At 48.7% G+C, this 21,650-nt stretch carries 21 protein-coding genes; 7 read left to right on the top strand and 14 right to left on the bottom strand.

Features of this window, described 5'->3' with window-relative positions; translation table 11 throughout:
- Positions 1–114 precede the first annotated feature (114 nt).
- The gene (locus tag I8U17_RS09955) at positions 115–738 is read right to left on the bottom strand and encodes a hypothetical protein (protein WP_033101563.1); all 624 of its coding nucleotides are present in this window, start codon (positions 736–738) and stop codon (positions 115–117) included.
- A 173-nt stretch (positions 739–911) separates the two neighbouring features.
- On the opposite strand from I8U17_RS09955, the gene I8U17_RS09950 reads away from it, so the two are divergent.
- Positions 912–1,109: a hypothetical protein gene (locus tag I8U17_RS09950; RefSeq protein WP_033101562.1), complete on the top strand. Its 198-nt coding sequence runs from the start codon at positions 912–914 to the stop codon at positions 1,107–1,109.
- A 150-nt stretch (positions 1,110–1,259) separates the two neighbouring features.
- On the opposite strand, the gene I8U17_RS09945 is transcribed toward I8U17_RS09950, so the two are convergent.
- Together I8U17_RS09945 and ligD are read right to left on the bottom strand one after the other, a co-directional pair.
- Entirely contained in the window at positions 1,260–2,528 is a 1,269-nt protein-coding gene (locus tag I8U17_RS09945; RefSeq protein ID WP_198055128.1) for an amidohydrolase, read from the bottom strand.
- Positions 2,529–2,625: 97 nt separating this feature from the next.
- Positions 2,626–3,825, bottom strand: coding sequence for a non-homologous end-joining DNA ligase (ligD, locus tag I8U17_RS09940; protein WP_370589237.1), 1,200 nt, complete (start codon positions 3,823–3,825; stop codon positions 2,626–2,628).
- Between the two features lie 151 nt (positions 3,826–3,976).
- Between ligD and I8U17_RS09935 the strand changes: the two genes are divergently transcribed.
- The gene (locus I8U17_RS09935; RefSeq protein WP_198059345.1) at positions 3,977–4,846 is read left to right on the top strand and encodes an ROK family protein; all 870 of its coding nucleotides are present in this window, start codon (positions 3,977–3,979) and stop codon (positions 4,844–4,846) included.
- A 52-nt stretch (positions 4,847–4,898) separates the two neighbouring features.
- Here the strand turns inward: I8U17_RS09935 and I8U17_RS09930 are convergent, their stop codons facing one another.
- Complete coding sequence (locus I8U17_RS09930; RefSeq protein WP_198059344.1) at positions 4,899–5,042, bottom strand: hypothetical protein; 144 nt, start codon at positions 5,040–5,042, stop codon at positions 4,899–4,901.
- A 284-nt stretch (positions 5,043–5,326) separates the two neighbouring features.
- Between I8U17_RS09930 and I8U17_RS09925 the strand changes: the two genes are divergently transcribed.
- The gene (locus I8U17_RS09925) at positions 5,327–5,935 is read left to right on the top strand and encodes a methyltransferase domain-containing protein (protein WP_198059343.1); all 609 of its coding nucleotides are present in this window, start codon (positions 5,327–5,329) and stop codon (positions 5,933–5,935) included.
- Positions 5,936–6,073: 138 nt separating this feature from the next.
- Here I8U17_RS09925 and I8U17_RS09920 read toward each other — a convergent pair whose 3' ends face one another.
- Both I8U17_RS09920 and I8U17_RS09915 read right to left on the bottom strand, forming a co-directional pair.
- The gene (locus I8U17_RS09920; RefSeq protein ID WP_198059342.1) at positions 6,074–7,015 is read right to left on the bottom strand and encodes an ATP-dependent DNA ligase; all 942 of its coding nucleotides are present in this window, start codon (positions 7,013–7,015) and stop codon (positions 6,074–6,076) included.
- Positions 7,016–7,089: 74 nt separating this feature from the next.
- Entirely contained in the window at positions 7,090–8,505 is a 1,416-nt protein-coding gene (locus I8U17_RS09915) for a hypothetical protein (RefSeq protein ID WP_198059341.1), read from the bottom strand.
- A 234-nt stretch (positions 8,506–8,739) separates the two neighbouring features.
- On the opposite strand from I8U17_RS09915, the gene I8U17_RS09910 reads away from it, so the two are divergent.
- Positions 8,740–9,756, top strand: a complete 1,017-nt coding sequence (locus I8U17_RS09910; RefSeq protein ID WP_198059340.1) for a sporulation protein — start codon at positions 8,740–8,742, stop codon at positions 9,754–9,756.
- Positions 9,757–9,847: 91 nt separating this feature from the next.
- Here the strand turns inward: I8U17_RS09910 and I8U17_RS09905 are convergent, their stop codons facing one another.
- The 4 genes from I8U17_RS09905 to I8U17_RS09890 all read right to left on the bottom strand — a co-directional run bounded on the left by I8U17_RS09905 (position 9,848) and on the right by I8U17_RS09890 (position 13,766).
- Positions 9,848–11,077 carry an aminopeptidase gene (locus I8U17_RS09905; protein WP_198054899.1) on the bottom strand — a complete coding sequence of 410 codons (1,230 nt, stop codon included), beginning with the start codon at positions 11,075–11,077 and terminating at the stop codon, positions 9,848–9,850.
- A 99-nt stretch (positions 11,078–11,176) separates the two neighbouring features.
- Positions 11,177–11,911 (bottom strand): GntR family transcriptional regulator, encoded by a 735-nt coding sequence (locus I8U17_RS09900; RefSeq protein ID WP_198059339.1) that lies wholly within the window; start codon positions 11,909–11,911, stop codon positions 11,177–11,179.
- A gap of 110 nt (positions 11,912–12,021) precedes the next feature.
- A complete protein-coding gene (gene nagA / locus I8U17_RS09895) occupies positions 12,022–13,197 on the bottom strand; it encodes an N-acetylglucosamine-6-phosphate deacetylase (RefSeq protein ID WP_198054901.1) in 1,176 nt (391 codons plus the stop codon).
- Between the two features lie 173 nt (positions 13,198–13,370).
- Positions 13,371–13,766 (bottom strand): pyrophosphohydrolase domain-containing protein, encoded by a 396-nt coding sequence (locus I8U17_RS09890; RefSeq protein ID WP_033101552.1) that lies wholly within the window; start codon positions 13,764–13,766, stop codon positions 13,371–13,373.
- Between the two features lie 106 nt (positions 13,767–13,872).
- On the opposite strand from I8U17_RS09890, the gene I8U17_RS09885 reads away from it, so the two are divergent.
- A complete protein-coding gene (locus tag I8U17_RS09885) occupies positions 13,873–14,034 on the top strand; it encodes a hypothetical protein (protein ID WP_160173875.1) in 162 nt (53 codons plus the stop codon).
- 38 nt (positions 14,035–14,072) lie between these two features.
- Here the strand turns inward: I8U17_RS09885 and I8U17_RS09880 are convergent, their stop codons facing one another.
- From I8U17_RS09880 to I8U17_RS09865, 4 genes are all read right to left on the bottom strand, one after another.
- Complete coding sequence (locus I8U17_RS09880) at positions 14,073–14,756, bottom strand: ribonucleotide-diphosphate reductase subunit beta (RefSeq protein ID WP_232331008.1); 684 nt, start codon at positions 14,754–14,756, stop codon at positions 14,073–14,075.
- A gap of 69 nt (positions 14,757–14,825) precedes the next feature.
- Complete coding sequence (locus I8U17_RS09875; protein ID WP_198054902.1) at positions 14,826–16,244, bottom strand: reverse transcriptase/maturase family protein; 1,419 nt, start codon at positions 16,242–16,244, stop codon at positions 14,826–14,828.
- 555 nt (positions 16,245–16,799) lie between these two features.
- Entirely contained in the window at positions 16,800–17,246 is a 447-nt protein-coding gene (locus tag I8U17_RS09870) for a ribonucleotide-diphosphate reductase subunit beta (RefSeq protein WP_309485176.1), read from the bottom strand.
- A gap of 22 nt (positions 17,247–17,268) precedes the next feature.
- Entirely contained in the window at positions 17,269–19,479 is a 2,211-nt protein-coding gene (locus I8U17_RS09865; RefSeq protein ID WP_052154300.1) for a ribonucleoside-diphosphate reductase subunit alpha, read from the bottom strand.
- Between the two features lie 567 nt (positions 19,480–20,046).
- On the opposite strand from I8U17_RS09865, the gene I8U17_RS09860 reads away from it, so the two are divergent.
- Together I8U17_RS09860 and I8U17_RS09855 are read left to right on the top strand one after the other, a co-directional pair.
- Positions 20,047–20,376 carry a DMT family transporter gene (locus I8U17_RS09860; RefSeq protein WP_033101551.1) on the top strand — a complete coding sequence of 110 codons (330 nt, stop codon included), beginning with the start codon at positions 20,047–20,049 and terminating at the stop codon, positions 20,374–20,376.
- A gap of 493 nt (positions 20,377–20,869) precedes the next feature.
- Positions 20,870–21,640: a class I SAM-dependent methyltransferase gene (locus I8U17_RS09855; protein WP_198059338.1), complete on the top strand. Its 771-nt coding sequence runs from the start codon at positions 20,870–20,872 to the stop codon at positions 21,638–21,640.
- The last annotated feature ends 10 nt before the right edge of the window (positions 21,641–21,650 follow it).

Genomic DNA, 21,650 nt, shown 5'->3' with positions numbered 1-21,650 from the left:
GATGAATTCGTCCTGAACATAGAAACCTTCCTTCGGAATTTTTTTTATACCTTTTCAACAAAAAAAGGCTGTTGACCTTCTTTGTCAACAACCTCGGGAACGAATCCGTTCCCTTTAAAACGAATAAGTCAGCACTTGTTCCTGATCAGGATCATATCCTTTGATGGTCAGGGTAATCTTTTTTAATTTCGTCCCATTTTGGGCAAGCAGGAGCCGGTAATTGACCTGCATTTTTTCCGAAAGGGCGAAAAGTGGTGTCTCCTCTTCTAGGTAGAGCCGCTCTTTTAATTTTTCCAACCATTTGTGCTGGTCGATTTCCACATTGAACGCACCGCCATTTACCGGATGATACGATTTGGCGATCTCTTTGATCAACTGCAAATGATCCCGCGGAGAGATGACACCCGCTTGTTTGGCAGTCATTTCCTCTTCTTTCCCGGCAACATGAATCAGGATATGATTTCCTTTTCTCTCCATCTTCAGCTTTTTTTCGCTTTCCTGGATCATCCAGTTCTCACCCTGCTGTTGACCGGTGAACGCCCGAACCTGTCCCGACTGTTTGACGGTGAGGCGATAGGAGTAGGCGGATTCCTTTAATTTGCGGTTAATTGCGCTGATCACCCGTTGATCCTCCCGCTCCTGTACGGCCTGGTGATCCGAACGACCCGTATGATCCAGGTAATCCCCGGAACAAACACCCAGAAAAATAAAAAGAAGCAAAGATAATACCCAGTACATGTACCTTCACTCCCCTTTTCCCATATTTACGTCGCCTCACCGGATTTTAGCACCCAATGATAAAACCAGACTGCGCAATGCAGCCTGGTTCAAACCTTCATACGTGAAAAAAGTGTAAATCATATTGGGTACAGCTTAGGTGATACTAAAAGCAACAAGGGAGGTGATGGCAAATGTCAACCTCTTACCTTTACCCGGGGTGGGTACATGAGTTTCTCCAAACTCATTTGAGCGAAGAAGAACTTCGGCAACTTTCTCCCTTTATCCATGCCGAAACATGGGCATCCCCATCTGCCCAAAAACGTTATTGGCTTCAGGAAAACACCGATATTCCCCTTCGCTTTCATTTGGATATTGATATGAAAATATAACCTACCTTTAGTATGACTTAGAAACTCCTGCCTATTCCTTATACCGTCCCACTGTCGCTGCCATATGTTGGCAGCTTTTTTTCTGCGGGGCAGCCGTTTATGCCAAAAGATGGCTGTTCTCTGTCTGTCGCAGGGCAGGTATGATGATTTTCAGCGGGTCATCGCTTCAAATGACTTCATCGCTTCATGACAAATTTTTTCTTCATCGAGCGTCAATACTTCACGGTTTCGCATGATCGGCCGGCCATCAACGTACATATCGCATACATCTCCCCGCGAGGCCGAATAAACAAGATGCGAGACGATATCGTGGAGCGGCTGCATATGGGGACCGCTTAAATCAATCGTGATAAAATCGGCTTTTTTTCCCGTCTCGAGGGTACCGATCTGCTGATCGAGAAAAAGGGATTCAGCTCCGTAACTGGTTCCCATCCTCAAAGCGGTCAAGGCCGGAACGGCGATCGGGTCCTGATTGGCTCCCTTGTGGATCATCGCAGCCAGGTGAATCTCTTCCAACATATCAAGGTTGTTGTTGCTGGCTGCCCCGTCAGTCGCCAAGCCCGGTCGAATCCCTCTTTCCAGCATTTTCGGGATCGGCGCGATTCCGCTCCCCAGCTTTAAGTTGCTCCCGGGATTGTGGGCTACCTTCACGTTATATTCTGCCAAAATATCGATTTCCTCATCCGTCAAATGCACGGCGTGCGCCACCAATGCCGGCAAATCAAAAAAGCCGAGGCGGCGAAGATGTTCAACCGGGCGCAATCCGTAATCTCTTACGTTTTGCTCCACTTCGGCTCTGGTTTCCGACATATGGGTATGAATGGGTAAATTCAGTTCAGCAGCCTTTTCGACAAACTTTTCAATGTACGACGGCGAACAGGTATAGGGCGAGTGCGGCGCCAACATCGTCGTAATGCGACCATCCGCCTGTCCGTTCCAATCGATGGCAAATTGAACTGCTTCCTGCAGTTTCGCTTCTTGCTCGGCTTCGCTGCACAACCCGATGGCCCCGCGGCACAGGCGTGCACGGATGCCCGATTCCTCCACAACTTTCCCTACCTGATCCATGTGATCATACATATCGAGAAAACAGGTTGTACCCGATTTGATCATTTCCAGAACAGACAATGCCGTCCCGTCGAAGACCTGTTTTGCCGTAAATTTCGCTTCAAGGGGCCAAATTTTCTCCTGAAGCCATGTTTGCAGCGGAAGATCATCCGCATATCCCCGCAGAAGCGACATTGCCGCATGACCGTGCGTATTGATCAATCCCGGCAATATCGCTTTCCCGCTCATATCGATTACTTCATCATACTGTGCAAGTACAGACTCTTCTGGTACGGGACCGAGATAAGAAATCGTATCTCCTTCGATTCCCAGGGCACCGTCCCGGATCACATCTTCCTGCCCTTCCACCATCGGCAGTAAAGCTGCATGGATAAAAATGCGTTTCAAAGGAGCTTCCTCCATTCTCTTTCCTTTTACCAGTTAAGCATAACATGAACAAATTCAATCTTCATAGCCTGTGTTGCTCCAAAAAGCGCAAAATTTCATCCAGGCGGTAACGCTCACCACCATAGATCGGGGCAAACAAATCCCCCTTTTCCTCCAGCCGGGAGAAAATCGTATGGAGAGTCCACGTTTTCGGACTTAACTTTTCCGTGACCTCATCCCATTGCAACGGGGTGGACACCGTCGCTTCGGGAACCGCCCTCGGTGAATAGGGAGCGATTAAGGTTTTATTATGCCAGTGTTGCAAGTAATCAAAATAGACTTTGTCCCCGCGCTTCTCCACTCTGCGCTCAATCGTCACCAAAGCCGGATGCTGCTCGGTTAAATAACGGGCGATCATCTCCCCGATTCTTCTCGTTTGTTCATATGTATAAACCGGTTCAATCGGTACGTAGATCTGCAATCCCGTCGCTCCCGATGTTTTCGCAATGCCATCCAGATTCAACTTGTTCAGAACCTGACGTGTCAGCAGTGCCACTTCCACCACTTTGGAAAAGTCAGGGATGGACGGATCAATGTCAAACACCAACTCCGTCGGAAAGGATTCTTCCGCGGCAGTATGAAAAGAGACATGGAACTCCAGGGCGGCAAGATTAGCCAACCAAATCAAGGACGGAACCTGGTTCAGCAGGATATAATCAATCTCACCGGAACGATATGTTTCAATCCAGGAAGGCCGAAAAGACGGGGCGTTTTTTTGAAAAAAAGATTCTCCGCCCACCCCGTCGGGAAAACGAATCGTCGTAAGCAGCCGATTGCGGCAATACTTGAGCAAATAAGGAGCCAGCCGGGCGCACGCCATGATGAAATCCCATTTGCGAATTCTCGCCTGCGGAAACAGCATTTTATCCGGATTGGAAATTTTCAGTTCGACTCCTTCCACTTGCACATATCGTTCGTCTGCCACCGTTTCTTCACACCTTTCGGCTGAAGGAATCACTCTGTTTATTATCTGCCTTCTTAAGAGATCTATCCGTAAAATCCCCTGCGCGGACGTCTTCGCTCCGGCGGCATGCGGACGGGTCTTCCCGGCCCGGGAGTCAGAGGAGTTGGCGGGCGGACAGGTCTGATCGGCCGGATGGGCCGCGGTGGCGTCGGCGGTCTTGTCGGCCGCGGTGGCCTCGGATTCGGCGGGTCTGTTTCCGGGTACGGATAAACAAACGGAACCGCGATGTAATAAACCACCGGAATGATACACCAGCACCAATACATGAGCCTATCTCCCTTTTTCGCAGAGTCATTCAAGTGATCTATTTCAGTTTATTTCGGTTTCGGTTCGCCCGGAACCGCGAAGAAGTTTATAATAGAAAATAAATTCAATATCATCAATATTCTTTATAAGCGAGGGTAACATTATGGTCATCGGGGGAATAGAAGCAGGCGGCACCAAATTTATCTGCGCTGTCGGAGACGAACATGGAAATGTGACGGAACGAATTCAATTCCCCACCACAACACCGGGGGAAACGATGAAGCAAGTGATTGACTTTTTCAAAAAATTCACGTTAAAAGCAATCGGCGTCGGTTCGTTTGGACCGATCGATATCAATCCGGCCAGTCCGACCTATGGTTACATCACAACCTCACCCAAAAAGAAGTGGAGGAATTTTCCGATGGTTCGGACGCTGCAAGAAGCATTGTCCGTTCCTGTCGGTTTTCATACGGACGTGAATGCAGCAGCTCTGGGCGAATCAGCCTTTGGCGCCGCTAAAGGGCTTGACAGCTGTTTGTATATCACCGTGGGAACTGGAATCGGAGCAGGAGCCGTCATATCCGGAAAACTTCTTCAAGGATTTTCACATCCGGAAATGGGCCATCTCTTGCTCAGGCGGCATCCGGATGACCCGTACACCGGGAAGTGCCCGTATCATGCAGACTGTTTTGAAGGTTTGGCTTCCGGACCAGCGATTGAGGAGCGCTGGGGCAAAAAAGGGAGCGAACTCGCGGGCAACCCCGAAGTGTGGGAACTTGAGGCCTACTACATCGCACAGGCACTAATGCATTATATCCTGATTCTGGCACCGCAAAAAATCATTTTAGGCGGAGGCGTGATGAATCAGAAACAGCTCTTTCCTTCCATTTATGCAAAGCTGGAGAAAATGCTGAACCAATATTTATCTTTTCCATCTCCACTGAACCGGTATATTGTTCCTCCGGGCTTGGGAGAAGATTCCGGGATTATCGGCTCGCTCTTGCTCGGAAAACAGGCTTGCGGCGCGAATTGACCGGCAACATCCAAAAGCTGGTTCCGTACTGCCGGACACCAGCTTTTGCTGCCTACGTTTCTTTTGCATACACAACAAGCGAAACTTCTTTATTTATTAAGTCTGCTATTTCCTTTTCCAGTTCCGTTATTTTGTTCATCACCTGTCGATGATTCCGGAGATCAGGAATTTCGTATTGCCGGGACTGATCTTCCATCCTTATCCTCCTTTCGTTGTTTGCAATTAAATTATCCCCGGCATTCCCATGAAACATGCGACACAGAGCTTTCAACCGCCTAAGTCTTCCAGACAGACCCGTTTGCTCCATACGCCTCCCACCCCCTTTTCTCGTGACCGGATACCAGTCGGACTGTCATCCATGAATCGGAAAAGTTGAGTCAAGGCTTCACCAATAGATAATGAAAAAAATTGTAATTCAAAATGTTCCCTTGATAAAATAGATTCATTCAAACTGTTTTGAGAGAAGGTGGTTAAGTGGCAATGAAGAGTTACGATGAAGTATACAGCAAGGACGAGTTTTACTGGAGACGCGAACCCAACCAACTCTGCAAACGCGCAGTAGAGTTGGTTACGTCTGAAAATAAAGGAAAAATCATCGAACTTAGCTGTGGAGAAGGGAAGGACATTATCCATTTTGCCCGAAACGGATTTGATGCGGTTGGCGTTGATGTTTCCCAACCCGGTTTGCAAAAGGCACAGAAATGGGCTGACCAAGAAGGACTGACAATCAAAACCGTTCAAGCCAATCTTAATGAATTAAACCTGACGGAAATGTTTGGTATTGTATATTCAAGCGGAACCCTGACTTATCTGTCTCCCTCTCTTCGGGAAGAAAAATTCAAAAACTATAAGGAACATACCAACATCGGCGGATTAAACGTCTTCAATGTATTTGTTGAAAAGCCGTTTATTGAAACCGCTCCGGACTGGGGAACGGACGAATATTTTTATCGTTCCGGGGATTTGCTCAACTACTATTGGGATTGGGAAATCATTTCATTTGAAGAAATCATCTTCGATTGCAATTCCAGTGGTGTTCCGCACAAACACGCGATGAATATCATGATCGCCAGAAAAGTTCATCCATAACCAGAATGGTCAGTCGGCCTTTTCACGCATTCACAGGCAGTGATTTGGTTCCGTCCAACGCTGCCTCTTTAGGCATGAGGAAGAGCTTGGGCCTGCCAGATTTTTGACTGGATGGTCGCGTTTTCACATTCCGACCGCTTATGGAAGCAGGCATTCGTGAGGCGGAACATCAACAAAAGCCTGAATGCTTGGTTGTCTTAAGGTATGGCCAACGCTCCATTCCGCAAAATTCACTTTCACCGTGATTTCAGGTTTCAGCCAGATGGTTTCTTTCCATCTTGACGGTTTGTTTGCAAATGGCATGGTTGAGATAATAAGCGGCTTGATCCCCCGGGTTAGTTCAAGCCAGTCCTTCCGGGTTAAACGTCCCGTACCGGCGTGACCAATATACCATAACCGGCCGTCACGATCGAAAAGACCGAGCAAAAGTGAATTCACAATCGTATCTCTTAGTGTGACACCGCCCACCACAGCGATTAAGTCTCTGTAAAATTTTTTCTTGCGCCAGCGCGGGTCTTTTCCGTTGATCAAATATGTACTGGAAAGGTCCTTGATTACGATTCCTTCCATCTCATGTTCTTTTATCACCTGAAACAGCGCTTCCGCATCTTCGTGTGAAGTGACCAGTTGCACATGCTCCCCGGGAACGATAATCCTAGAGAGTATCTCACTTCTCTCCAGCAAACTGCGCTCAGTCAGCCATTGGCCATCGCAGTAAATCACGTCAAAGATCATGTAGCAGATCGGCACATCTTTCCGCACCTGTTTAACCCGTTCCAGACGCCGAATTCCATCACGGCGCATCACTTCGTGAAACGATGGTTTTCCATCAGAACCCAACGAAATGATTTCACCATCCAAAATTACGGATTTTGCCTTACAGTACGTTTGAATCGGAAGTAACTCCGGATAATGAAAAGTACGCTCGTTTTTTTTGCGGTTGTAGAGTTTCACCTGATTCCCGTCCCAATAGGTTAAAACCCTTACACCATCCCATTTCACTTGGGCAACCCAGTTATCCTCATCCGGAATGATGTCAGTGCTCGTTGGCTCAAATGGAATGATCGGTGTCAGCGGCATCCTGAAAACCCCTCTTCGATGACTCCTGTTTGCTACAGTTTACCCCACTTCCGCACATGAAATGTTAAAGATGTCTACCACAGGAAAACGGCGACCAGAGTGGAAACGACTAATCCCATGATGACGGGGATGGCGTTTTTCCGGGCCAACTCCATGACGGGAACACCTGCAAAACCGGCGACCGCCACAAGCGATGACCAGGCGATCAGAGTCCCTCCTCCCGTCCAAACCGACCCCATCTGCCCAATGGCAGCCAGCGTGGACGGGTCAAATCCGGAAGAACTTGCCAAAGCTCCGGACAAGGCTCCGGTTAAAGGCAATCCGGAAAAACCCGATCCTTCCAGCCCGGTTACCATGCCGACCAGTAAAATACCGAAAGAGGTCACGATGCGATTGGCCGGAATAAAGGCTTGCATCGTTTTGACAATGTCAAACAGAAAGGCGGGGGCACCTTTATGCACAGAGAGGATGGCTCCGGCAAAATCCCCATTGCCAAGGAAGAAGAATCCGGCGATTGGAACAACAGGCCCCATCGCTTTAAAGGAGAACAAAAATCCCTCCACGATATGCTCGCTGATCCGTTCCAAAGCTCGAAACCGGCCATGAACAAAAGTAGCCATAATCAACAGGACGGCAGCCACACCCCCGATAAAGGCGGCTCCGTTCGCTCCTTCCAGCCTGCCGTGACCGTGGATTTTGGTGTAAACCATATACAGCATTACCCCAAGCAAGGCGAACGGAACCAATACGGCGAAGACTCTTCCCCACTTCTCTTCTGCTCCGCTGCACCGGGATATATCTTCTTCCGCCGACATGACCGCCATCTGGTTCAAGGCGTCATCCTCGTACAAATCCGGATTTCTCACTTTCCTGAACAGGTACAAATACGCGGAACCACTGGCAATCACCCCCGTGACCAGCGACAGGATCAGAGCTTTGTCCGCTACCGCCGCCGTATTGATTCCGGCTGACTTGGCACTCAGCATCGGCGCCACTTGCATGACATAATCAGATGAGAGAGCCATTCCCTGTCCGGCCACAGCGACGGCCATCGCCGCCCCCATCGCCGGAAGACCGGCCCGGACCGCAGGCGGGATCAACAGGGCACCGATCAGCGGCACGGCTGGTGTAGGCCAGAAAAAAAGGGAAATGACATAAGTAATTACGACAAGAATAAAAAAAGAAACGTGTCCGTTAACCATGAGTCGTTGAATCGGTGCGATCATCTGCCGGTCAGCCCCCAAATCCTTCAAGGCCCGCAGCAGGGCCACCATAAAGGTAATAATCAGGAAAATGCTGAACAGCTCATTGGCGGCTACCAGGTTGGCATTAAAAATCGCCTGCAATCCGTCTACAAAACTCCCCTTGTACACCCAGGCAACCAAAAGGGTGCCAACCAGGGAGAGCAAAACGACCCCGCGGCGAAAAAGCACAGCGAGAATCACCAGCAGAGTAAACGCACCATAAAGCCAATGGGCAGGAGTCAGCATTGATTCCGGCCTCCTTTACCTATCCGCTGTTTTTCGTCCCATGCAACTTTTATGCATATTCAATTCCTGTTAATAATGTAATCATTTCATCTATAATAAATTACATTTCTATTCTGTCATCTAAAATCCATTGTTAACAAATTGCACACAAAACTGAAAAAAACAGGTTTCAATTTTCCGATATAGTGAAATTAAAGGGAAGATCGTTTTGTCAGTTGAAAGGAGAAGCATTGAATGTTTAAAGATTTCATGGCGAGACTTGGTCATGGAGCCGCAAAAGTGGATCTGATTCTGGAACAAAACCGATTTGCTCCCGGTGATCCCGTTGCGGGAAAAGTGTTGATCAAAGGTGGAAGTGTGGAGCAACGCATCAATAAAATCGATGTCCGTTTCATGCTCAGTATCTATGCAAAAGGACACGTGCACACGCATCCGGTCGCATCCGTGCCTTTTTACCAGTCGTTCGTCATCCGGCCCGGCGAACAAAAGGAACTTCCTTTTCATTTTCAGTTGCCGGGAAACCTGCTGGTTACCGGACAATCGGTTTCTTACTACTTTGATACACAACTCGATCTTGCCGGTGCCGTCGATCAATCCGACCGGGACTATATCGAGATCGTTCCGCCGGTTCCGCTCAGCAATATCCTGGCAGCCCTGAGCCGTCTCGGTTTCCGGGAAACACATCATTCACGCAAGTTTAACGGATATGTGCAAGAATTTGAACTGGTTCCGACGGAATTGTTCCGCGAGCAGGTAAAAGAAGTGGAATTTGCAGCGGCAATTGAGCCAAACGGGGTTCGCTTACTGCTCGAAGTGGAGTATTATTCATTCGGACATCATCATGAGGTAAAACGGGAAGTATTCATCCCGCAGGATCAAATTTCGGATCCGGATGCACTGATGATGCTTTGGCAAAATCTGATCACCGAATCGATGTCAACTCCCCATTACGGACATGGTCACTACCATATCCCTCATTCCTATCACCATGGTCAAAGTCATTACGGGCATGGTCACCATCACCACGGGCATGATCACCATCACCACTCCCATTTGTCCGGAATGACAGGGGCGATCGGCGGTTTTGCAGCGGGGCTGATCGGAGGCGTTCTGCTTGATGAACTGCTGGACGGAGATGATAATCAGAATCACGATGCCGGTCTGTTCGGCAACAATGACAACGGCGGATTTTTTGACGATGGGGATGATGGGGGATTTTTTGGCGGCGGTGACGACGATAACTGGGTTTAATTGATAAAACCAGCAAAATTGCCGGCGATCGTTCCCGGATTGGCCACGGGAGCGATCGCCGGACATTTTTATCGGGGCAAATGAAACTGACTCAGATTACCCAATCTCCGTTGCGGAAAATGGGGATCGTTTTTCCCTCCCAATTCTCGCCGTCAATATCCAGTTCGGATGAACCGATCATAAAATCGACATGAACCATACTTTGATTAATGCCCCGCTCGGCCAGCTCCTCTCTTGTCAATCCGGTTCCCCCCCTCAGGCAGAACGGCAGAGCAAAGCCCAAAGCCAGATGGCACGAAGCATTTTCATCAAACAAGGTCTGGTGGAAAATCGCACCCAATTGCGAAATGGGAGATGTATGGGGAACCAGTGCCACTTCACCGAGATAAGCGGCCCCTTCATCCAACCCGACCAGCGATTTTAACAGCTCTTCACCTGTTTCCGCCCTTACTTCGGTCACTTTTCCCTCCCTGAAGGTCAAGGAGAAGCGATCGATCATTTGCCCGTTATAGCTCAGCGGCCGTGTGCTGCTCACCACCCCGTTGACTCCGGTCTTCAACGGAACGGTAAACACCTCTTCAGTGGGCAAGTTGGGGACAAACAACACGCCCTGTTCATTCTGCTGGCCCGCTCCCACCCATAGATGGTCTTTTGGCAATTCGATCGTCAGCGCGGTACCCGGCGCACGATAAGAAAGTTTTTTCAGGTGAAGGTTATTCAACAACTGCACCCGATCCTCGATCTTTTTCAGATGTTCCTGCCAGCGCTCCACCGGATCAGTCGCATCCAGCCGCGTCGCCTTTTCAATGCATTCCCATAACTTTTGCATCGCTTCTTCTTCAGGCAGATGCGGGAAGACTTTTTTAGCCCACTCTGTCGTGGGATAAGCGACAATCAACCAGCTGATCTTATTTTGCCGAATCAGTTCCCGGGCAAAATGCATCGCTTCATTGTTCGCCCTGCTGACCGCGGTAATTCGTTTGGTTTCAACCCCGTGGAAGTAATCAGGCTTGGGGGAATGGATTGTCAACATCGCGGCTCCATTTTCCAGATCCTTGCGGAGATCTTCCAGTTTGCCCTTCCTGATGTTGGAGAGCGACTCCTCCGGTGCATGCAACAGGCGGATGCGGTTTACTTCATCGTCAAACCAGTCAACGACAACATTTTTTGCTCCATCATTATAAGCGACTTCCGTGATCTTTCGTACGAAAGGAGCGGCTTCCAGCGCAGCTGAAATGTACAAGGTCTGCCCTTTTTGAATGTTTACCCCAATCCGGACTGCCAGTTCCGCGTATTTTTCCAATTTGTCATATTCCAACATCCGGCCTCACTCTTTCATTTTTATTCATAATAATTAAATCTAATCAAATAATTCATCCATATGCAAATAAAAAATTTCAACCGTCCACCCGAACCAATTTTAAGGCTGCAACACAATCTCGTATTTGTACCGGTCCGTACGATAAATGCACTTCGTAAACTCCATGATTTCCCCTTTTTCCAGATAGGTGGTTCTGCTGAACAGGATGGCCAGCGAATGATTGGGAACACCCAGGAGTTTGCTTTCATAATCATTCAGGCTGATCGGCTCAATCGTTTGCCGGGCATAGGCGGGATGGTATTGGTATTGATTTTTTAAAACCGTATACAATGATTCGCCTTCTAGCTTTTCCTGGGTAAGACCGGGAACTTTGTCATGGTTGAGCCAGACTGTTTCCAGCGCGTACGGCAACTCATCCACATAGCGAAGCCGCTTGATTTCCACCACTTTTGACTGATCGGGCAGCATTTTTAAATTTTTTTTCAATTGCAGAGTCGCTTCGACAATGGAAAATGACAAAATTTCCGAACGCACGGAAAAACCTTGTTCTTCCATCTCTTCGGTAAAACTTCGCAGGCGGGTGAGCAGATGCTTGGGCTTTGGCTCGGCCACGAATGTTCCCTTTCCCTGCTCCCGGAACAACACGCCTTCATTCACCAGAGCCATCACCGCTTTGCGCGCAGTCATCCGGCTGATTCCATGAACTTCGCACAATTCACGCTCGGGCGGGACTGCATCTCCAGGTTTTAATTCCTCATTTTCGATCATTTCCTGCAAGATCTCTTTCAGTTGGTAGTATAGGGGAACTGGACTTTTTTTGGATACCTTTTTCATCGTTCAACTTGATTTCCTTTCCCTTGGAATTTTTCCGCAAAGAGCCTGATTCCGGGGCGGGATTGTCCGCAGCGCCGAAGGCTGTACCCGGAAAGCAGGTACAACCTTTCTTATCTTTGGTATGCCAGTACACCCCGGCAAAAAGTCATAAAGATCTCAAGCTGGTCATCAAGCACGACGATATCAGCGTCTTTTCCCGGAGCGAGTGCGCCCTTGCGATTGGCAAATCCCAATTCCTGCACCGCATTTAACGATGTCATTTCAACCAGTTGCTCCATTGAGCAACCTGCAAACCGCTCCATATTGGCCAAAGCGTCTTTCATCTTCAAAATGCTTCCCGCCAACGTTCCGTCTACGAGCCTTGCATCCCGTTCGCTCACGATCACTTCCTGACCGCCGAGGTCATAAACTCCCCGTTTGAGGCATTTGGCTCTCATCGCATCCGTGATCAGGATAATCCTCCCGCTGCCGATCTGGTTATAGGCAACACGCACGCTGTGAGGATTGATGTGAATCCCGTCAGCAATGATTTCCACATTGAGTTCATCGCGCAAAAAGGCCGCTCCGGCCACCCCCGGCTCACGGTGATGAAAGCCGCGCATCCCGTTGAACAGATGCGTCACATGGCTCGCTCCGTTCCCAATCGCTTCGACCACTTCATCATAGGTGGCGTCCGAATGGCCAATCGAAGCGATGACTCCTGTTTCCTTCAGATAGCGGACCAACTCCGGCCCGCCCGGCTGCTCGGGTGCAAGTGTCACCAATTTAATATGCCCCCGCGCCAGCTCCTGCCAGCGGCGAAAGAGATCCACATCCGGAGGAACGATGTATTCCGGAGGTTGCGCTCCCGCGCGTTTCACATTGATAAATGGCCCTTCCAGATGGATCCCAATGCATTCAGCCTGCCCCGCAACTTGATGATTTTCAATGAAGTCGGCGGCATTGACCAACGCTTTCTCAATTTTTTCGTGCGATTGCGTGATCGTAGTGGCCAAAAAACTCGTCGTCCCCTCCTTCGGCAGATTTTCGGCCATCGTTTTTAAGGCTTCCGGCGTTGCATCCATCGTATCCGCTCCGGCTACTCCGTGAATATGGACGTCCACCATGCCCGGAATCACCTTTTTTCCGCTGAGATCAATCACCTCACCGGCCTCAATGCCTGAAAGTTGTTCCATCGACCCGAGCGCAGCGATTTTCCCATTCTCAATAAATACATAGCCCGGATCAACCGTACCATTTGCTGTGCAGATCTGTGCGTTGGTCAATAAAACTGACGGCTTATTCATATTTGTTGCGCCCCTTTTTGCAAAATTTCTCCATTGTATTTAGTTTAGCATTCCTATTTATAATGGTCTATACCAATCCTCGATTAAGAACTGAGCACGGATTCCTTTGCGATGTTGAATCACTGCCCGAAAAAAAAGAGGCGTAAAACGCCTCTCCCATCCGTGAAAAAATATTATTCATGCGTATCAGTTTGCCGATTAATTTCCTCTCTGAGAAGCGGCCCGGGATCCTGCCAAGAAGAAGGCTTGATCACTTTTCCGTCAGACTCCCGGTACCGGGGTTTTCCGTCTTCCCAGAGTTTATCCATATTGGCCGTGTGGACAATATCAAACAGGGCTTGCGGGCGAACTCCCATTTCAACCAAAGTTCCCAAGGCCAGATAAATCGTGTCGATCATCGCATCCGCTTGCTCTTCAATCGTCCTTGCCTGTTTGAATTCCCCGATTTCTTCCTCCATCCATTTCGCCCGCTTTTGCACCCGCTCCATCGCCAGTTTTTCGGGTTTTTCCTTATGGGGAACCCCAAAGCAGCGATGAAACTCTTTTACTTTTTCCCAAGCCTGATCCATCAACTTTCCCCCGTTCGCATTAGCAAAATGATTAAAAAGTCCGGGCCCATTTTTGGGGTAGTACTAGCTTAATTTGAATATTTTTCAACTGTAGGAGGTGAAAAATATGCCAGTCTTACTTTTTTCGATCGCGCTCGTTCTCATTCTTGTTCATGCAGTCGTCACAGCTATTCAAATCCTGCAAGCACCGAAACAAAACTGGTTTGAATTTGTCTACCAACTTGCAATTGCCGTTGCCGCCCTCTGGTTTCTGTTACAACAGTTATAGCGATTAAAACACCTCCCCGATTCAGGGAGGTGTTTTGATTAAAGATCGCCAAAATCGAGTGTGCTCGCTTTGGTGTAATTGGTCACTTTCTGTTCAAAGAAATCCGTTTTCGTCGCATTCAGGTTGGAGAAACTCTCAACCCATTTCATCGGATGCGTCGTAATCTCCGGATACAAAATATCAAAGCCGAGACGGGTCATGCGTTCATTGGCCAAATATTTGATATAGCGGTCGATAATATCATTGGTCAGTCCTTGAATGTTGTTGTTGGTGATATATTGACCCCAGCGAATCTCATGTTCAACCGCCGTACGGGCCATTTCCCGCAATTCCTCGATAAATTCCGGTGTGAAGAGATCGGGATTTTCCCGGCGCAATTCCTTGATCATGTTTTGGAACAAGACCACATGGGTTAATTCATCACGCTGAATATATTTGATCAGTGTCGCGGTTGCCGTCATTTTTCCCTGCCGCGCCAAAGCGTAGAAAAAGGAGAATCCGCTGTAAAAGTAAAGCGACTCCAGCAAGAAGTTGGCCATGCAGGTTCGGACATAGTTTTCATCATTTCTGTCATCGACAAACCGCTGGTACAAATCGGCGATAAACCGATTCCGGCGGAGCAGATGCTCATCGTTGCGGTAGGGTAAGAACCCGGCGCCTTGCCGCCTTGCAGCGGGAGGTTTCCAAGAACTCCCCTCCGAACCGGACGTACATGTCTCCATGTATCCGGCTCTCCACTTATCCGAATCCAGCCTCCGTAAAATCATCTTTCCAAGTCAAGAGATGAATGTTTACTTATTGATGTACTTTGCAGCCTTCGGGAGGTAATCCACCCTGTTGTCTTCCGACGGATCAGCTTGCCTGGCAAAACCTTCATGGTACAACGTTCGCGTTCTTGTTCCGTTTCCCGTTTCGCAGGTAACCGTAAAGACCTTGTTCACTTCGTATTTTTTGATGATCTTCCTGGTCGTCGTCCGGTATTTGCCGGCTAAGGTTTTGTACAGGCTGTACTTCATGATGTGGTAATACTTGTTGAGTACACTCACATTTGACGCCAATCGGTAGTAATGGTAGAGTCCCCTGATCTCTGCATTGTACGTGTCGAGAATCGCACAATCATCAAGCCTGATGAGAGATGATCTGTGTTTTGATTTCCATTTTCCGTTTTTTGCAATTTCAAGCGAACCGCTCTCAAGGAGTTTCTTCTTCCATACTTCATGCGGTACATAAAGTTTGCATTTTAACGGGCTGCCCGATGAACCGCCCCCTGAACCGGCCGGCCCCTTGTGTTTCCTTGATACGCGAATATCATATCCGAGGAACCTTGCCGGCTTTTCCGAGTGGGTGATCTTCATCTCCTCCCCGGAGAGTTGGAGATTCAGCTTTTCTTTTAGAAACTCCGCCAGCTCCTCTTTCACTCCCCTGGCATCATCTTTGCTTCCGATGATCCCGATCAGAAAATCACCCGCATACCTTACATAGTAAAGCCTTTTGTATCTTGAGTCCGGAATGTTCCTGTCGTCTTGGGTAAAATTTTCTTTCAACTTGTCGATGTATTGATCCAGTTCATTCAGATATATATTCGATAAAACAGGACTAATAATGCCGCCTTGCGGAGTACCGCTGTATGTACGATGGTACTTCCAATCATTCAGGTACCCTGCCCTCAGAAATTTCCGGATCAGCCGGAGGAACTTTTCATCATCGATTCTGTTTCCGAGGATGTTGACCAGAACATGGTGATCCATCTGTCCAAAAAAACGCTTGATATCTCCTTCGACAAACCATTTTACCCAAGTAAAGGTCTTCCGGACTTCCGTTAACGCCGTGTGGCAGCTCCTTCGTGGACGAAAGCCGTGCGAGTGATCAGAGAATGACCGGTCGTAGATCGCTTCCAGCATCATCCTCAGGATTTCCTGAACGAGTTTATCGGTCAATGACGGAACTCCAAGAGGCCGTTTCGTTCCGTTGGCCCCAGGAGAGGAAACACTGTTCACCGGATTGGGTTGATAGCTTTCGTCCTTCATGCTCTCGATTAAACAATCAATCCGCTCCAAGCTCCGATCATCGGGCGGATGCCCCTTGATTCTCTTGTACGCCAGAAGAAAAAACTCCTTGTTATACAGGTTACGGTACAATCTGCGGTATTTGTACCCGTCATGCTGCGCTTTGGAGGCCAGACTGTTTAATACGTTCTCAGGATTTCTCACAGAGCCTCGCGCTCCTTCCCTCGCTGTATTAAACAAGATAAGCTGTTCCCCTTCGCCATGCAGCAGGCTTTCCCTGCCTCGGACTACTACGGGAACTCCGTCACCCTGGCGGATATTCAGGCTCGATCAGCCATAGCCTGCAGGAGGCATTCCGCTTTAGGTGATCCCCGTTTAACGAATCTGGAGACTTGACATGATACAGTGTCGGATGTGACGTTCGTCCTTTTCTTCTGATTGAAGATGCGGAGTCTTGGGACGCTCCGGAGATTGGCGAATGGCACTCCCATCTCCCATAAGACTCGGCAACGTACCAACTGCCTTTCGTCACCGGCTACGATTCGCCCGCTCGGACTATCATTCAAGCAGTTTAGCCTTCATCCTCGTCCGTATCCTTTCACCTCGCCACTCAGTCGTGATCCGGCAGTTGACCAACTTGTGGCTTTCCGAACATGCTGCACTCCCCCTCCGGTTTCCCTTCGGGATCAGTTCGTCGGTGATAGGCTTTGCCAGCGTCCTTCGCCTACTGCCTTGTCAGGGCAGATTCCCCAGATCCTCTTACGGGCGCACCCATTCATCGTAAATGTTTTCGCGCGTTTCCGGAGAGCAGACACTGTCAAGGATATAGCTGTAGGATTGCGCATGAATTTCCTCTTGAAACGCCTGGATATTCAGCAGTGAGCAAACCTCCGGGGCCGTTGTGTATTCATTGATATTCGGCAGGTTTTCTCCCTGAATCGAATCCAGAAAGTTAAGGAAAGAAATCGTCTTGTCAAATGCGCGGCGCTCTTCCGGCGACAGCTCCATAAACTGTTTCGCATCGCCGGCCAGCGGAATCTCTTCCGGAATCCAAAAGTTGTTCAACATGGCCCGGTAAAGTTTATGCGCCCAATCGTATTTGATCCGGTTCCACTCGCGCAGATTGGTTGTATTCCCGTTGATCAGGCGCTGGGTTCCGCGCTGTCCGTGTTCGTTAAAAATCTTTTTCCGCTTTAATTCTGCCACTTTTCATCACCTTTCCGACTGATTAGGAAGAACAGCTGACGCACTCTTCCACTTCGAGCGACTGATTGCGAATATAATAGATGGTTTTTAATCCGTTTTCCCAAGCCGCCAGATAGAGATCCAGGAATTCCCTGGCCGTTGTATTCGGCGTAATGTAGAGGTTGAACGATTGCGACTGATCAATGTGCCGCTGGCGCTTCCCGGCAGCACGGATGCTCCAATGCTGGTCGATCAGGTGCGCCTCCTTGTAATACCAGGTTGTCTCCGGCGAAAGATTCGGCGCCGTCTGCGGAATGACAGCTCCCCGCTTCTCCTCGACAAAGAATTTGGCGTACACCGGATCAATCCCCGCGGTCGAACCGGCGATGAGGGAGGTGGAACCGGTCGGAGCCACGGCAAACACCCAGGCATTTCGCAAGCCGTATTTTTTCACGTCTTCTTTCAATCTCTGCCAGCGTTCGCTCGTATAGCCGCGTTGCTCGAAATATTCGCCGGATTCCCATTCACTTCCCGCGAACAGCGGATAAGCACCTTTTTCCTTGGCGATTTCCATCGAGGCACGAATCGCCTGATAAGCCAGTTCCTCAAATAAACGGTCAGCTTCTTCCACATGCTCTTCCGATTCCCAGGCGATTTTCCGTTCGGCCAGGTACTGGTGATACCCGCTTGTTCCCAGGCCGACGGCACGATACTTCTTGTTGGTGACCTCCGCCTGCTTCACCGGATACATGTTCAGGTCGATCACATTGTCCAGCATGCGCATTTGCACGGAAACAACGCGCTCAATATCATCCATCGTTTTGACCCGTCCCAGATTGATCGAAGACAGGTTGCAAACGACGAAATCCCCCGGCTTTTGCCTGGTCACGATGACGCCGTCTTCCAGCTCTTCACTGATCAATTCCGTGGGCGACATGTTCTGGCAGATCTCGGTACACAGATTGGAAGAATAGATCATGCCTTTGTGTTTGTTGGGGTTTGCCCGGTTTACCGTATCCCGGAAGAACATGAACGGGGTTCCGGTTTCAAATGCGCTGACCATCATCCGCTTCATGATCTCGATGGCCGGGATCTCCGTTTTGTTCAGTTCCGGATGGTTGACGCATTCCAGATAGCGGCGTTCAAACTCTTCGCCCCAGTAATCTTCGATGGAATAACCCATCACTTCCCGCACCTCATGCGGATCGAACAGATACCACATTCCCCGCTCTTTCACGCGTTTCATAAAAATGTCCGGAATGCAGACCCCGGGGAAAATATCATGTGCCTTGAGCCGGTCATCCCCGTTATTTGTTTTCAGGTTGAGAAAATCCAAAATGTCGGCATGCCATACATCCAGATAAATGGCAAAGGCACCGCGGCGAACTCCCAACTGATCAACCGCGACCGCTGTGTTATTATAGTTGCGGATCCATGGAATCACACCTCCGGAAGCTCCTTTATGGCCACGAATCTTCGAGCCTTTGGAGCGCACTTTTCCAAGGTAGATGCCCACGCCGCCTCCGTGCTTCGACACTTGCGCCGTGGCCGAGTTGGTATTGTAGATCGACCAAAGCGAATCATCCACGGTGTCGATAAAGCAGGAGGACAACTGGTGAAGCGGCTTTCCGGCATTGCTCAATGTCGGGGTTGCCACCGTCATTTCCAGCTTGGACAACACATCATAAAATTTCTTCGCCCAGCCAAGCCTGTCTTCTTCTTTTTGCGCCAGGTGCATGGCGATGATCATGAAGCGCTCTTGCGGCAACTCCATGACCTTGCCATCGTAATCCCGGACGATGTAGCGATCAGACAACACTTTGAGACCGATGTAGTTAAAAAGATAATCCCGTTCCGGAATCAGATAAGCTCCCAACTCATCGATCTCACTTTTGCTGTAATGTTGCAATAGATATTTTCCATACAACCCTTTTTCCGTAAGCGTATGTATGAGCACATACAAATCCCCGTATTTCCGGTCAGCGTCGTAATTGCGGTTCTCTGCCGCTTTTTTGTACAGGTAATGAGCGAGCAGATGCGACGCAACAAATTGCCAATCCGGCTCTTCGACGCTGGTCTTTTCAACAGCAGCCTGGATAAAGGTTTGCAACATTTCATCCTCTGACATGTTTTCTCTCATCTGGGCCGCTGCATCCCCAAGCCATTCATTTTTGTCCAGGTGGGGAAAACGACCGCAGATGTCATCGATTAATGCCCCATAGGGTGCCATTTTCTCTGGCAGTACACTTAACATCTTATCACGTCCGTTCTCAATATATAGTTGCTTTTGTAGTATAGCTAATACAACATATTGTGCCAAATACAAAAAAAAGGGCTATGGGCAGATTCAGCTATTCAAGAGGAGGTTACCATCCGATTTTGTTTTTTTTCTCTTTCAATCGCCTTATTCTTGTATTTGACGGGGGAACAAATAGATTAATAGAAACGCTTGGATAGAAAGCCTTATTCTCCGTGTTCCTCTTCAGTTCTTATGAAATAAAACCAAATAGATTAAAAAGAAGAAACCCAGACGATATTCTCGCATAACCCAAATCCGCTGCCAAGCATTCCGTTTAAATTTTTGCTAGCAAGTGTTGACTCACTTTTCGCTTTATTTTCTGTAAAAGTGTGATAACCGACCGTGAAGCAGCATTCTTCCTCGTCTCCAGATTTTTTCATCCCCGGGCTCCGCCGGCAAGACACGAATCTTTTCTTGCAGGCCTTTATTCTAATTGGAATTTATTGTATAATTATAATAAATAATCTTCTTTTTGATCGTATTTGTCGTCACTGGTTTTTCAATTCGTTTTGGGGTGGGATAATGAAACCGTTTATATTACTCATCTCTGCAATCCTTCTTGAAATCATCGCGACAACCGCCCTCAAGGAGTCAAACGGGTTCAGGCGTTTGCTCCCGACACTGATTGTCATAATCGGATATGTTGCCGCAAGTTATCTTTTTACTCTCAGTCTGCGCCACATTCCTTTGGGTGTGGCCTATGCCGTCTGGTCCGGGCTCGGAACCGTCGGAATGATTCTGATCGGTTACTATATCTGGGATGAAAAAATTCAACCTCACCAACTGGCCGGCATTATTTTGATATTGATCGGAAGCGTGATCATCAATATTTCCAGCGAAACAGTCACCTGATCTCCAGAATTCGATTTGTGAAATTTCGTTTTATGGCAATAAAAACATAAAAAGAGCAACCGGCATGCTCCCGCGTAATCTCTCGGGAAGGCGGAAGGGGAACCATTGAACCTCCCTCTTCCGCCTTCATGTTTTGTATTCCATCCTTTCTCCCTTACCACCGCTCAAGAAAAAACATCTGCTCGGAGTTTCAGACTGAATATTAAGAACCCGAAAACCCGTTGATCCCCTGCCAGTGGAAATGTCAGGCGAATGGTCATCCCTTTCACCGGAACGCTGCCCCCCGGTCTCTCCCCCGTGCGCTTCGATCAAGGGACATCGACATTCCCGCGAATGCTTCTTTGGCCAAAACAGGTGAACAAGCTCCAAAATCCCCCGCTCATCATCCGCCTGTAAAATTACGCTTCATGCATCTTACAACCATCGTTTTGGTATGTTATAATAAAAAAAGAAACAAAGTTTCACTATATGAAACCAGAGAGGAGCATATCGGATGCCGATCAATTTTCACGATCGCGCGAACCGTTTTACGTATGCCAACCGGAACATCGATCCGGCCTGGATCCGCTTCATGGAGCAAGAGATCTCCTGGCATGGAAAACGGGTAGTGGATATCGGTTGCGGCGGAGGAATCTACACCAGCGAATTATTAAATCTCGGCGCCAAAAGTGTTGTCGGCATTGACTCTTCAGAGGCAATGCTGTCAGTGGCGAAATCGGAACATAAGGAAATTGAATTTCGCAAAGGAGATGCCTATGCAACCGGATTGCAAGATTGCTCGTTTGATCTTGTCTTTTCACGCGCTTTAATCCATCATCTCCGCGATTTGCCGGCATATTTCCGGGAAGTTTATCGGATTCTCAAACCCGGTGGAATCATCATTACGCAAAACCGCACAGTCGCAGATTGCCATCTTCCGGGAAGTCCCGATCATCTCCGCGGCTATTTTTTCGAAAAATTCCCCCGCTTGCAGCAAATTGAAAAAGACAGGAGACATAACCATGACAAAGTGGTTCAGGCTTTGCTGCAAACCGGTTTTACCGGGATTGTTTCCAAGTCATTATGGGAAACCCGAAAAACCTATGCAACATTTGAGCAGTTTGCCGATGAAATGCGAAACCGTTCAGGCCGGTCGATTTTGCATGAATTGACTGACGGGGAGATAGAGGAACTCATCCGGTATATCGCGGCAAAAGTCGGTACCGAAACCCCTGTCACGGACAGGGATCGCTGGTCAGTCTGGATCGCCGTTCGCCCCGAATAAAAAACAACCC

Origin of the sequence: Thermoactinomyces sp. CICC 10521 (assembly GCF_016055135.1) — a bacterium.
Taxonomy (GTDB): domain Bacteria; phylum Bacillota; class Bacilli; order Thermoactinomycetales; family Thermoactinomycetaceae; genus Thermoactinomyces_A; species Thermoactinomyces_A daqus.
The sequence above is the reverse complement of the archived record's forward strand: the minus strand, read 5'-3'. Positions and strand labels throughout refer to the sequence as shown.

Coding starts and splice junctions, on each gene's coding strand:
- I8U17_RS09955 (WP_033101563.1), bottom strand. CDS start 738: ATGTACTGGGTATTATCTTTGCTTCTTTTTATTTTTCTGGGTGTTTGT.
- I8U17_RS09865 (WP_052154300.1), bottom strand. CDS start 19,479: ATGTTAAGTGTACTGCCAGAGAAAATGGCACCCTATGGGGCATTAATC.
- I8U17_RS09925 (WP_198059343.1), top strand. CDS start 5,327: ATGAAGAGTTACGATGAAGTATACAGCAAGGACGAGTTTTACTGGAGA.
- I8U17_RS09900 (WP_198059339.1), bottom strand. CDS start 11,911: ATGAAAAAGGTATCCAAAAAAAGTCCAGTTCCCCTATACTACCAACTG.
- I8U17_RS09915 (WP_198059341.1), bottom strand. CDS start 8,505: ATGCTGACTCCTGCCCATTGGCTTTATGGTGCGTTTACTCTGCTGGTG.
- I8U17_RS09905 (WP_198054899.1), bottom strand. CDS start 11,077: ATGTTGGAATATGACAAATTGGAAAAATACGCGGAACTGGCAGTCCGG.
- I8U17_RS09935 (WP_198059345.1), top strand. CDS start 3,977: ATGGTCATCGGGGGAATAGAAGCAGGCGGCACCAAATTTATCTGCGCT.
- I8U17_RS09920 (WP_198059342.1), bottom strand. CDS start 7,015: ATGCCGCTGACACCGATCATTCCATTTGAGCCAACGAGCACTGACATC.
- I8U17_RS09885 (WP_160173875.1), top strand. CDS start 13,873: ATGCCAGTCTTACTTTTTTCGATCGCGCTCGTTCTCATTCTTGTTCAT.
- I8U17_RS09890 (WP_033101552.1), bottom strand. CDS start 13,766: ATGGATCAGGCTTGGGAAAAAGTAAAAGAGTTTCATCGCTGCTTTGGG.
- I8U17_RS09860 (WP_033101551.1), top strand. CDS start 20,047: ATGAAACCGTTTATATTACTCATCTCTGCAATCCTTCTTGAAATCATC.
- I8U17_RS09855 (WP_198059338.1), top strand. CDS start 20,870: ATGCCGATCAATTTTCACGATCGCGCGAACCGTTTTACGTATGCCAAC.
- I8U17_RS09930 (WP_198059344.1), bottom strand. CDS start 5,042: ATGGAAGATCAGTCCCGGCAATACGAAATTCCTGATCTCCGGAATCAT.
- nagA (WP_198054901.1), bottom strand. CDS start 13,197: ATGAATAAGCCGTCAGTTTTATTGACCAACGCACAGATCTGCACAGCA.
- I8U17_RS09880 (WP_232331008.1), bottom strand. CDS start 14,756: ATGGAGACATGTACGTCCGGTTCGGAGGGGAGTTCTTGGAAACCTCCC.
- I8U17_RS09910 (WP_198059340.1), top strand. CDS start 8,740: ATGTTTAAAGATTTCATGGCGAGACTTGGTCATGGAGCCGCAAAAGTG.
- I8U17_RS09950 (WP_033101562.1), top strand. CDS start 912: ATGTCAACCTCTTACCTTTACCCGGGGTGGGTACATGAGTTTCTCCAA.
- I8U17_RS09945 (WP_198055128.1), bottom strand. CDS start 2,528: ATGGTGGAAGGGCAGGAAGATGTGATCCGGGACGGTGCCCTGGGAATC.